The organism is Burkholderia sp. PAMC 28687 (genome assembly GCF_001577465.1).
GTDB lineage: Bacteria > Pseudomonadota > Gammaproteobacteria > Burkholderiales > Burkholderiaceae > Caballeronia.
The window spans coordinates 389,271-402,058 of record NZ_CP014505.1 but is presented as its reverse complement, the minus strand read 5'-3'; the positions used below and the strand labels follow the sequence as shown (position 1 = coordinate 402,058).

Here is a 12,788-nt window from a genome sequence, read left to right as displayed (position 1 = left end):
CTCTTTCACGCCGATGCGCTTCATTCGTTCGCTGTTGCTGATGGTCTTTTTCGTTGTGTACACAGTGCCGTACGCGTGCATGTGCTTCATCACGTTCCCGTTCCTGGGCGCTGCAAGGCGTTACTGGATGGCGGCGTTCTGGTGCAAGTCATCGATCGTGGTGATGCGTTACCTGATCGGCATCCGCTACCGGATCGAAGGCATGGAGAACCTGCCCGATGGTCCCGCCGTGCTGCTGTCCAAACACCAGTCCGCATGGGAAACGCTCGCGTTCCCCGCGTTGATGCCGCGGCCGCTCTGCTATGTGTTCAAGCGCGAGTTGCTGTTCGTGCCGTTCTTCGGCTGGACCATGGGCATGCTGAAGATGGTGCATATCGACAGGCGTCAGGGCAAGGACGCGTTTCAATCGGTGGCGCGGCAAGGGCGTGAGCGCATGGCCGAAGGCGCGTGGGTCATCATGTTTCCGGAAGGCACACGCACCTCTGTTGGCCAGCAAGGTAAATACAAGTCGGGCGGCGCGCGGTTCGCAGTGGCGGCGGGCGCGCCTGTCGTGCCCATTGCTCATAACGCAGGGCACGTCTGGCCTCGAAAATCGTTTCTCAAATATGCGGGTATAGTCACAATGTCCATCGGTCGTCCGATCGAGACGACCGGCCTCACCGCGGAAGAAGTCAACCTTCGCGTCGAGCAATGGATCGAGACAGAAATGCGCCGCATCGATCCGGGTTCGTATGGTCCCGACGACCGTTTCGTCGCGCGCTCCGAAGGCGCGGCGACCCGACGGTAGCGCCCGCGGCTGTATCGTCGTTACATGTTTTTAGCTTCGTTCCTTTTGTCATTCCTGCGCCGCGTGCGCCAAGCTGAGCCGATGCAGAAGACTCCCACGCGACAGCACCAGGCTGCCGCGCTCGACAACCCGCAACTCGATTTGCCGCTCCATCTGCCGCTCGATGCGCCGATGGAACACGCATCGTCGGCCGCAGGTTCTGCCGCGCCTGCCATGCCCGCCACGTTGCGCGGCGACATCACGCCGGCCGATACAACCGCACCGCCCGCTCCACCTTTGCGCGCTCCGGACGGCACGCGTTCCCGGCATCTCATGCTCGGGTCGAAGCTGCTCGACTACCGGTTGAAGCGTTCGTCGCGACGCACCATCGGTTTCATGATCGACGGCACCGGCCTTGCGATCACCGCGCCGCGCTGGGTGACGATCGGTGCTATCGAAAGTGCGATTGTCGAAAAAGAGAAGTGGATCTTCAAGAAGCTCGAAGAATGGCAAACGCGGGTTGAACAACGCGTCGTACCGCGTATTGTCTGGAAGGACGGAGCGCAGCTTCCGTATCTCGGGCAGAACATCAGCGTGATGATGACCGCTGCACCGGGCGCGACCGGAAAGAGCGCGACCCAACCGCATTTCGATACCACCGCCAACACCCTCTGGCTCGGCCTTCCCGCACTGGCTGACGCACAACTCATTCGCGAGCGCGTGCAACTCTGGTTGCATAAACAGGCGCTGGAAGTGTTCGGTCAGCGCCTGCCGGTGTATGCCACGAAACTCGGCGTTGAATACAAGGCATACGCGTTGTCTTCGGCGGCAACGCGCTGGGGCAGTTGTTCCAGCGAAGGCAAGATCCGCCTCAACTGGCGGCTGATCCATTTTCCGGTTCACATCATCGACTATGTGGTCGCGCACGAACTCGCGCACCTTCGCGAGATGAACCACAGCGCGCGTTTCTGGAACACCGTCGAATCCATATTTCCGGACTTCCAGGAAGCGCGGCACACGCTCAAGCATCACCCGCCTGAACTGCTGCCCTTGCTTTAGCGGCCGGTTCAGGACGCATCAAAACGACAACCCTCACAGGACCCCATCATGCGACTTCTCCACACCATGCTGCGCGTCGGCGACTTGCAGCGCTCCATCGATTTCTATACGCGCATTCTCGGCATGAAAGTGCTGCGTCAAAGCGAAAACACCGAATACAAGTACACGCTGGCGTTCGTCGGTTACGGCGATGAAAGCGAGAACAGCGTGCTGGAGTTGACCTACAACTGGGGCGTCGACAAATATGACCTGGGTTCGGCGTATGGACACATTGCGCTGGAAGTGGACGATGCCGCCGCCGCATGCAACCGCATCCGCGAGGCCGGCGGCAAGGTCTCGCGCGAAGCGGGTCCGGTGAAAGGCGGCAAGACGGTCATCGCGTTTGTCGAAGACCCGGACGGGTACAAGGTCGAACTGATCGAGAAGCACTCTTGAGATGATTGACCGGGCCCTTCGGGGCCCTTGTCGTTTTCGGCATTCGCAACACCACAATAAAAAGCAGAGACGAGACACTTCATGAGCACCGCCCTTCCCGTTCGACGCGCGCCCGACGCCACCGCCATCTTGTTGATGATCGGCTTGTGCGCGGTGTGGGGCTTCCAGCAGGTCGCGATCAAAGGGGCGAACGTCTCGTTCCCGCCGTTGCTCCAGGCAGGCATTCGCTCCACCATCGCGACCGTGCTGGTGTGGTTCTGGACGCGTTCGCGCGGCGTGGAGCTTTTTCGTCGCGACGATACCCTCGGGTCCGGCCTGCTCGCGGGCGTGCTGTTCGGCGGCGAGTTCGTGTGCATCTTCCTGGGACTGACGCTGACCAGCGCCACGCGCATGGTCGTGTTCCTCTATACCGCGCCGTGTTTCATGGCGCTCGGCCTGCACTTCTTCGTGCCAGGCGAAAAACTTCGCCGCGTGCAGTGGATCGGCATTGCGGTCGCGTTCGGCGGTATCACGATCGCTTTCGCCGACGGCTTCCTGCATCCGAATCCGGATACGGCATCGACATGGCAAGGCACGGCCGGCGATGCGCTCGGCGTCCTCGGTGGCGTCTTTTGGGCCGCGACCACGGTCGTGATCCGCGCCTCGCCGCTCGCACGTGTGAGCGCGAGCAAGACGCTGTTCTATCAACTGGGTGTATCGGCGATTGTCTTGCTCACGCTCGCCTTCGCGCTCGATCAGACTCACATCGGCACGATTACGCCGACCGCGATCGCAAGTCTCGCGTATCAGGCGATCATCGTGGCGTTCTTGAGTTATCTCACGTGGTTCTGGCTGCTCACGCGCTACATGGCGTCGCGGCTTTCCGTGTTCTCGTTTCTCACGCCGATCTTCGGCGTGGCGTTCGGCGTGCTGCTGCTCGGCGATACGCTGACAACGCGCTTCATATTGGCGGCGGCGCTGGTGGTGATGGGCATTGGGCTGGTGAATGCGCCGGCTGCGCGGGCGCGCGCCTGATCATCTTGAGCGGCCCGTTGCGCGGGCTGCCCGGGTTGCCTCGTTCATGATCTGCGCAGCAAGTCCGAGGGCGCCTTCGGCCGCAGCCGATTGCGTCCGGTCAGCGAGACAGACTAGGGCAAACTGCAAACCAAGCTTGCGCGGATGCACGATCGATACACGCACGAGCCGTTCATGATGCACATCGCGTTGCACCGATGAAGCCGTGCAAAACATGACGGCATCCGTGCGCGCGACGACGCTCTTCAACACGGCGACATCGTTGCATTCCAGATGCAGCGGAATCTCCTCGTGCGCGCGAAACTTCAGCAACCGGCGCACGGCGTCCTCCATGAACGCCGACAACGATACCGACACCAGCGGATACTCCCGCAGCGCCGCGAGCGGCACGGGCGCACGAGCGAGCAGCGGATGCCCCTGCCGCACGAACCAGCCGCCGTCGTGGCCGGTCAGCCGATGCATGGTGACATCGGGCGCAATAGCCGTTTCCCGGCGATCCACCACGACAAAATCCGCGCGCTCGGCGCGTAGCCGCTCCATCAACTTCCCCGCTTCGGCGATCTCCAGCGATATCTTGATGCCCGGGTATTTCCGCGCAAACTCGACGAGCATGTCTGGAAACAGAATATTGGCGGCATGCGCGCCGAGGCCGATCCGCACTTCGCCGAGCGCGTCGGAGCGGATGAGTTCGACATCACGGAACAGACAACGTGCTTCGAACAGCACGCGCCGCGCGCGCTCGACCAGCAGTTTTCCGGCGGCGGTCGTGGCGACGCCGCGGGCGGCGCGATCGAAGAGCTTGATATCGAATTCGTCCTCCAGCGCCTGAATGCTGCGGCTCAACGCGGGCTGGCTCAAATGCACGCGCTCCGCCGCACGCGCAAAGCTGCCCTCTTCGGCCAGCGCAACAAGATGCGCCAGTCGACGCGAATTGATCTCATGCATGATATGTAACGCAGCCCTGAATGTTTTTCTGCCTGTTTTCAACGCCGGCTGGTTATATCATCCGCACTCGTTTTCGCCGATGTTTCGAGGCGTTCGTCCGAACGCCTCAAAGCATGTTCAGAAGCGATGTCGAATCCCGGTCATCACACCGATTTGCGTGCTTTTCTGCGCAAGGCCCGGCGCATTCACGCCCTGCAACTGCGCGCCGATCAGATCGCCCTTATAGCGCGAATAATCGGCTTCAAGATACACGTCGGTACGCTTTGACAAGTCGTAATCCGCGACGAGCTGGTACTGCCACGCCGAACCGTCCTGCGATTGCGCCTTGCCGTCCTGCAGCGTGCGCCACACGTTCGCCGCGAAATGCCAGGTGCTGCCCACCTCTTGCGTGATGCCGCCGAGGATCATCCGGCGGCGCTTGAAGTCCGAATATTTCAGCGCGGCCAGCCCGGGCGCGGAGAACGGTCCGTTGGCGAACGTGGTGAAGCCCTTGTCGTTCTGATTGACGATATAACCCAGCGCAAACCGCGTCTTGTTCCACGTGTACGATCCGCCGACGGTCCACGCCTTGGCATCGCTTCCGTTGATCGAGTCCTTGGTTTCCTTGAACGCGCCGCCAATCGAGACGGGTCCGCCGCCGGGCGTGAACGCCGCGGCCACGCCGTACTGGCTGCCATAGGACATCATGCCGGCGTTGCCGCTGAACGAATACGCGGTGGAAATGCGGAAGTCCTTGAACCTGCCGTGATACTGGATCTGGTTGCTGCTCCAGATGCCGCCCGTCATGGTCACTTCGGGCTGGAAGTTGAAGTCGTATGGAATCCATGGGTTGCTTGAGTAGCCGCCCATGGTGATACCTTCGATCATCACGTTGTACTGGCGGCCGATCACAACCTGTCCATACGATGTCGACTGAATGCCGATCTGCGCTTCGTTGAAGAACGGCATGGTCGGATCGCTCTGGCCATTGTTCAGGAAGAAGCGGTTTTCGAGTTTGAACATGGTCGACCAGCCGCCGCCGAGATCTTCCACGCCCTTGATGCCCCAGCGGCTTTCGCTCATGCCGCCCGGGCCCATGAGGAAGCGGCCATTACCCTGAGCGTCGGCATTCGAGAGATAACGCATGCTGACGTCAGCGACACCGTAAAGCGTCACGCTCGACTGCGCATGGGCCGATCCGCAACTCAACGCTACAGGCAGTACGGCAATGCCCAACTTGCACCATTGCGAACGCCATTGGATGAATCTGCTTTTTGTCTCAGAAATTCCTAAAGTTTTCATGCGTCTCCCGTCTCTTTGTCATCTCGTAGTGCGAATCAAATCCGCACGCATCGAACTCGTCGCGGCCGTGGCTTTGGGGCCGGGCTTGCGCGAACGCGTCGCTAATTTGAGGGCAAGGAGACGGTTAACTCCAGTGCATTCCTTGCATCGAAAGAATGCAGGGAATGCATGGAGTCAAGAGGGGAAAAGCGTCGAAAAGGAAGCGGGGAGAGGAAGAAACAACAACTGACGCTTAATTACTACGTGCCTGCGCCACCATCTGCGCGAGCTTCACGAATTCGGCCACCGGCACTTCTTCCGCACGCCGCGACAAATCGAAGCCGAGTGCATCGAAGTCGACCCGGTCACGATACACACCCAGCGTATTGCGCATCATCTTGCGGCGCTGCGAGAACGCGGCCAGCACGACTTCGCCGAGCACCTTGTCATCGACATCGGGCAGTTCGTTCGGCGCATACGGAATCATGCGGACGATCGCGGAGTTCACCTTCGGCGGCGGATTGAACGATTCGGGCGGGACGTCGATCAGCTTGTCGATTGAATAGCGGTACTGCAGCATCACCGTCAACCGGCCGAAGTCCTTCGTTCCCGGCTCGGCGATCATCCGGTCCACGACTTCGTCCTGGAGCATGAAATGCTGATCGATGACCTTCGGCGCAAACGCCGTGAGGTGGAACAGCAGCGGGCTGGAAATGTTGTACGGCAAGTTCCCGACAATCCGCAGCGACGGCGTGTCGCCTTCCAGCGCGAGCGAGCCGAAGTCGAACGCGAGTGCATCGCCAGCGTGCAACGCAAGTAGTTCGCCAAAACGCTTTTCAAGCCGCCCGATCAAATCGCGATCCAGCTCGACCGCGTGCAGCGGCGACTCGGGCGTGGACAGCCGCTCGATCAACGGCGCGGTCAGCGCGGCCAGTCCCGGCCCGATCTCGACCATGCGTTCACCGCGTTTGGGATCGATGACATCGACGATCGAATCGATCACGCCCTGGTCAACGAGGAAGTTCTGCCCGAAGCGCTTGCGCGCGAAGTGGCCCTGGTGCTTGATGGACATCGGAGAAAACCGGTCAGGAACTGCAAATAAGGGGATCAGGCCGCGCGACGATGGCGCGCCATGGCAACAGCGGTATCGATGGCGACGATCAGGCTGCCCGGGTCCGCCCGGCCCGTGCCGGCGAGATCGAGCGCGGTGCCGTGATCGACGGAAGTACGGACGATCGGCAAGCCGAGCGTCACGTTGATGCCTTCGCCGAACGTTGCGTACTTCAGGACCGGCAGGCCCTGATCGTGGAACATGGCAAGCACGCAATCGGCGTCTTTCAGATAGCGCGGCTGAAACAGCGTGTCGGCGGGATACGGACCCGGTGCGTCGATTCCCAGTTCGCGCGCGCGCAACAGCGCCGGGGTGATGACATCGATTTCCTCGCGGCCGAGATAGCCGTTTTCGCCCGCGTGCGGATTCAGGCCGGTGACGAGAATGCGCGGCGCGGGCAAGCCGAACATGGCCTTCAGGTCGCGATGAATGATGCCCAGCGTTTCGACGATGCCATCCACCGTCAGCGCCGCCGATACATCCTTCAGCGGCAAGTGTGTGGTGGCGAGCGCGACGCGCAACGGCCGTTCGCCAGTGCCTGCGAGCATCATGACCACGCGCGGGGTATGCGTGCGCTCGGCGAGATATTCGGTGTGGCCGGTGAAGGGAACGCCGGCGTCGTTGATGGTGCTTTTCTGCAGCGGCGCCGTGACGATGGCGTCGAACCGTCCGCTGACCGCGCCGTCGATGGCCGTATCGAGCAGACCGAGCACGTAGCGCCCGTTCGCGGCATTAAGCTTGCCCGCTACAACGGGAACGCTCAGCGCATGGTGTTCAATCTCGATCGACGCATCGCCGGAAGGCCACGACGATGTACCCGCACGCTCGGTCATTAAATGTCGGTCGGCCAGTACCGAAAACCTCACCCCTGGCCAGCGCGTTGCTGCGTCAGCCAGGGCCGCCACTGTCAGTTCAGGACCAACGCCGGCCGGTTCCCCGGTGGTGATGGCTATGGACAGTGAGCGGCCTGCTGGTTCCATTCGGACAACCTTTTACTGGTTCAGGGCCTGCTGTGCGGCGGCGCCCTTGTACTGGACGTAAGCGGTGTCACGCAGTTCACGCAGCCAGTCCGAATAAGCTTGCTCGGCCTTGCGCTGACCGATGGCCTGACGCGCCAGATCAAGCTGTTGCTGCACCGAGCCTTCAGCCTCACGACGTCCGAGCACCTGGATGAGGTGATAGCCGTATTCCGAACGCACCGGATCGCTGACTTCGCCGTCTTTCAGGTTGTTCATGGCGCGCTCGAATTCCGGCACGGTTTCACCCGGGCTGATCCAGCCGAGATCGCCGCCCTGCGACGCCGAGCCGTCCGACGAGTAAGTCCGTGCGTAATTGGCGAAATCGCCGCCCTTCGCCACGTCTGCCTTGATTTCAAGCAGCTTTTGACGCGCTGCCGGTTCCGACGTGCCATCGGTCACGCGCAGCAGAATGTGACGAACGTGCGTTTGCACGAGCTTGGGCGCATCGGCAGCCTGACCCTGGCCTGTGCGGCGTTCTACCAGCTTGATGATTTCGAAGCCGCCGTCGGTACGGATCAGTTGCGGGTTCACCTGGTTCGGACGCAGCGTCGCAACCGCCGTGACAATCGATGCCGGCAACGAAGCCTGCGTGCGGAACCCCAGATCGCCGCCCTTGGCGGCATCGGTGTCCTGCGTGTTGTTCTTCGCGAGCTTCGCGAAATCCGAGCCGCTCTGCGCGTCCTTCAATACGGCTTCGGCCTTCGCCTGGATCGCAGCAATGTCAGCCTGCGATGCGTTTTCCGGCACCTTGAACATGATGTGCTGCAGATGCAGGTCGTTGCCGCCGCCTGCGTTCGGTCCGCGCTGGCTCGCCACGTAGTTCGCCACTTCCGCGTCCGACACCGTGATCTTGCTGTCCACCTCTTTCTCGCGCAGCTTCGAAAGCGTCAGCTCCGTGCGGGCATCGCGCTGAAAGGTGTCCCAAGGCACGCCTTGCGCCTCGATGCGCGCGCGGTACACGTCAAGCGTCATCTGGTTTTGCTGCGCGAGACGCTCGAGCGTGCGCTGCACAGTGGGCGCGTCGATGGTGATGTTGTCTTCCTTCGCCTTCTGCAACTGGATGCGTTCCAGCACCATCTGATCGAGCACCTGGCGTTGCAACTGCGCGGCCGGCGGGACTGGCGCGTTCTGCTGCTGCAGGCGACGCACGATGAGGTTGCTGCGGTCATTGAGCTCGCGCTCGGTGATCACGTCATTGTTCACAACCGCGACGACGGAGTCCGCTATCTGCACGCCGCCCGGTGCGGCCGTCAACGCCTGAGCGTGCGCCACCGGGCCGGTCAGGAAAGCCGCAGCGCATGCGCTTGCCGCGAACGTTGTCCACTTAAACTTGTTCATGTTTGACACAGATACTCCATCGATTGCGGCCGGTGACCGGCCCTATTACCTTGCGCTGCTGCGTGCCTTCTGCGCTCAACCCGCAAATATACGCCTGGGCGCATACCACTGGCACTTTCTGACCTGACCGTTTCTATTCACGCGCTCATTCGTAGTTGGTGTAACGCGCGAGCGGTGCGGGCGGCGGCGGCGGCGGTGTGTAGCCGTTGACGCCGGCACGGAACGCCGCGGTCAGGCCATTATCGACGTTCGACAAGCCCTTGAACGTCATTTGAGCCAGCACGCGAGTACCGGCGCTGTTACTACCCGTGCTGTTGACACCGTTTGCGTAACGCTGCACGCCGAGGCCGAGCGTCCAGCAGTCGGCATCGTACTGGAAGCCCAGCAGCCCGTCGACGAGACGATGGCTCGCGAGATCGTAGTTCACCCGGCCGACGCTATAAATGTGTCGCGTGATCGGCCATTGTGCCGAGACCAGGATCTGGTTGATCGGCTGGGTGGACAGCGTGGTTTCGTTTGCCCGCGTGTACCGGTAGCCAATGTTGATGACCTTGCGCGCTTCTGGACTGAAGCCGAAACCAATGCTCGAGCGCACGAGCTGGTTGTTGTCGGCATTATATTGGAACGCAGTTTCCTGCGAAAAACCAGCGCCAAGCTTGAACGACGCTCCCACGATCAGGTCCGAATGCTTCGCCTGATCCAGCGACTGGCCTTCCGCAATCGTCACGCGCTGCGGCTGGAAATAATATTGCTGCGCGATGACAAAACGCGCACGTTCGTCGCCCGTTGCCGGGTTGATGAAACGCGAAGTCAGGCCGACCGTGAGACGGTTTGCATCCGCAATGCGGTCATTACCCGCGTAGGTGTTCGGCGTGTAGATTTCGGCAAGGCTGAAGTCGGCCTCGCCGGTATCGAAGACAGGCGCGAACTCCTGGTTCCGATACGGCGTGTACACGTAGTACAGCCGCGGTTCCAGCGTCTGGATGTAATCCTGCCCGAACACCGTGACCGAACGATCGAATACCAGGCCAGTGTCGAAGCTGACAGTCGGGATGGATTCCGTCAGGCTCTTCGGCTGGCCCACGGGCGTGCCGGAAGCCGTGCTGCCAAGCTGGCTCAGGTTATATGACGCCAGGTGATACTGGATCTTCGGCGTGACGAAATAACCCGGGCCCGTGACGCTGTAGCTCAAATACGGATTGAAGACCGCGCGCTGACCCTTCGTTGCATCGTCCACGGTGGTCGTGAAGCGCGTGTAATCCATCTCCGCGCCGTAGTCGAAACCGCCTACGTTGTACTTGTTGTACAGCACGTTCAGCTGCGGCTCGCGCGCATACGGCGCCACTGCCGGCGGCAAGGTCTGCCAGCGCTGCTCGCGGGCGATGATGGACCACGGGCCGTTGTTGTAGGTCAACCCGGCTTCCTGCTGATACAGCACTTGCGTGCCGTTCAGGAACTGGTTCGCGGCGTTGCCCAGGTCTTCCGGATACTGACTGTCCGAGACCTTGTTGTAGTTGATGTAACCCGCGAAACCGCCGCCGAAATTCTGTTGATGCTGGATGTAGATCGCATAACGGTTCGTATGCGTCTGCATGTCGTTCGGCAGGAATTCTCCGGTGATCGTGCCCGAATAGGTAGGCGACAGATACCGGAAGGTCGACTGCAACTGAATCCCGCGCCGCGTCATCAGGCGCGGCGTTACCAGCAGGTCGCGGTTCGGCGCGATGTTGAAGTAATACGGCAGCGAGACTTCAAAACCGGTCGTCGAATTCAGCGATACCGTGGGCGGCAAGATGCCGCTGCGGCGTTCGCCGGTCAGCGGAAACGACATCCACGGGCTCGCGAACACCGGCACGCCCTGGAAAAACAGCACGCCGTTGTGGGCCACGCCTTCGTTCGCGCCGGTATCGAAGTCAAACGACGTGCCCTTGATGTACCACGCCGGGTCCGTCTCGCACGAACACGCTGTGTACGTGCCGTGGTCCACGCGCGTCTGCTCGTTGTCGATCAGGTCCGCGCGCGCAGCGCTGCCCGAGCCGTTCGACAAGTTGAAGCGATACTTCGGGTTCGTCATGTAACCCTCGTTCGCCTCCACCTTCAAGTGCGCTTCCGGGCCAATGAACGTATTGCCGTTGTTGAAGATCCTGACATTGCCGTAAGCATCGGCCATGTCGGTGTCCTGGTCGTAATGCAGCGCATCCGACTTGATCACCGACGTGTTGCGGCGCAGCTCCGCCGCTCCCTTCGCCGCCATGTCCTGGTCAGCCGTGCCCGAAGTGCGATTGCCCAGTACGAACGTAGCAGGCTGATCGCCCTGCCGCAGCGGGCGTTCTTCGAGCTGGGGAGCGAGACGCAGGCTCCACGGGTCGCCGAGCGGCTGAGTGTCGGCTGCAGCGCCCGAAAGCTGCGCATTGGCAAGCGCCGGCATGAGGCCGGGCACCGCGATCAGCGCTGCGAACAGCCGCCGCCTGCGTGGCCGCTGATCACGCGACTCGCGCGATAAAACTTGTTTGGAAAGCTGTCGTGGCGGCATGTTTGAGTGCTGTTCAATCGCGTCACGCTCGGCGCTCGACGCCCGGGACGTGAGCACCCGGGCACAGCCACCGGAACTCGCGCCACCGGAGTACGGTTCGCTGCGAACGAAAATGAATCGATCGATGGATGGTTCGGGCGGTAACTCCTGACCTGTAAAAAGCCGCTAAGGCTTGCTGCAGGCCGGGGCGCCGGACGTTACACGCGATGCAAACGGAATGCTTAAAAAAGTCGTGGGGTATTATATGGCAAGACGTTTCACCCCTAGAATTTATGACGCCCCAAACCCCTGATTTTCGCCTTACACAGCTTTACGACTGGCTGCGAACCGTGGCCGAGCGGTACGCACTGGATCTTGCCACGCTTGCTCCCGCTTCCACCGACGCCAGTTTCCGCCGCTATTTCCGGCTGGCCGCGCAAAGCGAGTCCGGCAACACGCTGATTGCCGTCGATGCCCCGCCGCCTGAAAAATGCCGCGAGTTTGTCCAGGTGGCAGGCTTGCTGCGCGACGCGGGCGTGCATGTTCCGCAAATCCTCGCAGCCGACTTCGATGCCGGCTTCATGCTCGTGACGGATCTGGGCACCACCACCTACCTCTCCGTGCTCGACGAAAAGAACGCCCGGCCGATGATGCGCGCGGCTATCGATGCGTTGATCAAGTTCCAGGTGACATCGCGGGAAGGCGTCTTGCCCGCTTTCGACGAAGCGTTCTTGCGCCGCGAAATGGAACTGATGCCCGAGTGGTTCGTCGCGAAGCATCTCGGCCACACGCTGGAAACCGCCGAGCGCAAGGTGCTCGACGACACGTTCAACGTGCTCGTGCAAAGCGCGCTGGCGCAACCGCAGGTCTTCATGCTGCGCGACTTCATGCCGCGCAACCTGATGGTGGCCGATCCCAATCCTGGCGTACTCGACTTCCAGGACGCGGTGTATGGGCCGCTCAGCTACGACATTGCGTCGCTGTTGCGCGATGCATTCATAAGCTGGGAAGAAGAGTTCGAGCTCGACTGCTTCGTCTACTACTGGGAAGGCGCGCGCAAAGCCGGATTGCCCTTGGATGCCGACTTCGGCGAGTTCTACCGGCAGATCGAATGGATGGGATTGCAGCGCCATATCAAGGTGCTGGGACTGTTCGCGCGGATTTATCATCGCGATGGCAAGCCGCAGTATCTGGCTGATTTGCCGAGGTTTATCGGCTATGCACGCAAGGTGTCCGAGCGCTACAGGCCGTTGCGGCCGTTTGCGCGCCTGCTAGATACGCTCGAAGGCCGCGCCGTGGATGTGGGATATACGTTTTGAGCGCCGTGAA

The 12,788-nt window shown here is 61.3% G+C and carries 11 protein-coding genes; 5 read left to right on the top strand and 6 right to left on the bottom strand.

The genetic code is table 11. The annotated features are described in order from the left end of the window. Positions 1 to 13 precede the first annotated feature (13 nt). The 4 genes from AX768_RS01835 to AX768_RS01820 all read left to right on the top strand — a co-directional run bounded on the left by AX768_RS01835 (position 14) and on the right by AX768_RS01820 (position 3,274). Positions 14 to 787 carry a lysophospholipid acyltransferase family protein gene (locus tag AX768_RS01835; RefSeq protein WP_061998537.1) on the top strand — a complete coding sequence of 258 codons (774 nt, stop codon included), beginning with the start codon at positions 14 to 16 and terminating at the stop codon, positions 785 to 787. A gap of 81 nt (positions 788 to 868) precedes the next feature. After that, positions 869 to 1,825: a M48 family metallopeptidase gene (locus AX768_RS01830; RefSeq protein WP_062000694.1), complete on the top strand. Its 957-nt coding sequence runs from the start codon at positions 869 to 871 to the stop codon at positions 1,823 to 1,825. Between the two features lie 48 nt (positions 1,826 to 1,873). Next, complete coding sequence (gene gloA / locus AX768_RS01825; protein WP_061998536.1) at positions 1,874 to 2,260, top strand: lactoylglutathione lyase; 387 nt, start codon at positions 1,874 to 1,876, stop codon at positions 2,258 to 2,260. An 81-nt stretch (positions 2,261 to 2,341) separates the two neighbouring features. Continuing rightward, the gene (locus tag AX768_RS01820; RefSeq protein ID WP_061998535.1) at positions 2,342 to 3,274 is read left to right on the top strand and encodes a DMT family transporter; all 933 of its coding nucleotides are present in this window, start codon (positions 2,342 to 2,344) and stop codon (positions 3,272 to 3,274) included. Here the strand turns inward: AX768_RS01820 and AX768_RS01815 are convergent, their stop codons facing one another. From AX768_RS01815 to AX768_RS01790, 6 genes are all read right to left on the bottom strand, one after another. Then, a complete protein-coding gene (locus AX768_RS01815) occupies positions 3,275 to 4,219 on the bottom strand; it encodes a LysR family transcriptional regulator (protein ID WP_061998534.1) in 945 nt (314 codons plus the stop codon). It lies immediately after the preceding gene. A 117-nt stretch (positions 4,220 to 4,336) separates the two neighbouring features. Beyond that, a complete protein-coding gene (locus AX768_RS01810; RefSeq protein ID WP_231941294.1) occupies positions 4,337 to 5,434 on the bottom strand; it encodes a porin in 1,098 nt (365 codons plus the stop codon). Between the two features lie 298 nt (positions 5,435 to 5,732). Further along, the gene (rsmA, locus tag AX768_RS01805; protein WP_061998533.1) at positions 5,733 to 6,551 is read right to left on the bottom strand and encodes a 16S rRNA (adenine(1518)-N(6)/adenine(1519)-N(6))-dimethyltransferase RsmA; all 819 of its coding nucleotides are present in this window, start codon (positions 6,549 to 6,551) and stop codon (positions 5,733 to 5,735) included. A 35-nt stretch (positions 6,552 to 6,586) separates the two neighbouring features. Continuing rightward, the gene (pdxA, locus tag AX768_RS01800; protein WP_061998532.1) at positions 6,587 to 7,570 is read right to left on the bottom strand and encodes a 4-hydroxythreonine-4-phosphate dehydrogenase PdxA; all 984 of its coding nucleotides are present in this window, start codon (positions 7,568 to 7,570) and stop codon (positions 6,587 to 6,589) included. Positions 7,571 to 7,582: 12 nt separating this feature from the next. Continuing rightward, a complete protein-coding gene (locus tag AX768_RS01795) occupies positions 7,583 to 8,947 on the bottom strand; it encodes a peptidylprolyl isomerase (protein WP_086381372.1) in 1,365 nt (454 codons plus the stop codon). Between the two features lie 145 nt (positions 8,948 to 9,092). Next, positions 9,093 to 11,480: an LPS-assembly protein LptD gene (locus AX768_RS01790; protein ID WP_061998530.1), complete on the bottom strand. Its 2,388-nt coding sequence runs from the start codon at positions 11,478 to 11,480 to the stop codon at positions 9,093 to 9,095. Between the two features lie 272 nt (positions 11,481 to 11,752). Between AX768_RS01790 and AX768_RS01785 the strand changes: the two genes are divergently transcribed. Further along, on the top strand, positions 11,753 to 12,778 hold the full coding sequence (locus AX768_RS01785) for an aminoglycoside phosphotransferase family protein (protein ID WP_061998529.1): 1,026 nt from the start codon (positions 11,753 to 11,755) through the stop codon (positions 12,776 to 12,778). Positions 12,779 to 12,788: the final 10 nt, after the last annotated feature.

Excerpts from the sequence above, each read along its gene's own strand:
- AX768_RS01815 (WP_061998534.1), bottom strand. The coding sequence starts at position 4,219 with ATGCATGAGATCAATTCGCGTCGACTGGCGCATCTTGTTGCGCTGGCC.
- AX768_RS01835 (WP_061998537.1), top strand. The coding sequence starts at position 14 with ATGCGCTTCATTCGTTCGCTGTTGCTGATGGTCTTTTTCGTTGTGTAC.
- rsmA (WP_061998533.1), bottom strand. The coding sequence starts at position 6,551 with ATGTCCATCAAGCACCAGGGCCACTTCGCGCGCAAGCGCTTCGGGCAG.
- AX768_RS01830 (WP_062000694.1), top strand. The coding sequence starts at position 869 with ATGCAGAAGACTCCCACGCGACAGCACCAGGCTGCCGCGCTCGACAAC.
- pdxA (WP_061998532.1), bottom strand. The coding sequence starts at position 7,570 with ATGGAACCAGCAGGCCGCTCACTGTCCATAGCCATCACCACCGGGGAA.
- AX768_RS01820 (WP_061998535.1), top strand. The coding sequence starts at position 2,342 with ATGAGCACCGCCCTTCCCGTTCGACGCGCGCCCGACGCCACCGCCATC.
- AX768_RS01795 (WP_086381372.1), bottom strand. The coding sequence starts at position 8,947 with ATGAACAAGTTTAAGTGGACAACGTTCGCGGCAAGCGCATGCGCTGCG.
- AX768_RS01790 (WP_061998530.1), bottom strand. The coding sequence starts at position 11,480 with ATGCCGCCACGACAGCTTTCCAAACAAGTTTTATCGCGCGAGTCGCGT.
- gloA (WP_061998536.1), top strand. The coding sequence starts at position 1,874 with ATGCGACTTCTCCACACCATGCTGCGCGTCGGCGACTTGCAGCGCTCC.
- AX768_RS01785 (WP_061998529.1), top strand. The coding sequence starts at position 11,753 with ATGACGCCCCAAACCCCTGATTTTCGCCTTACACAGCTTTACGACTGG.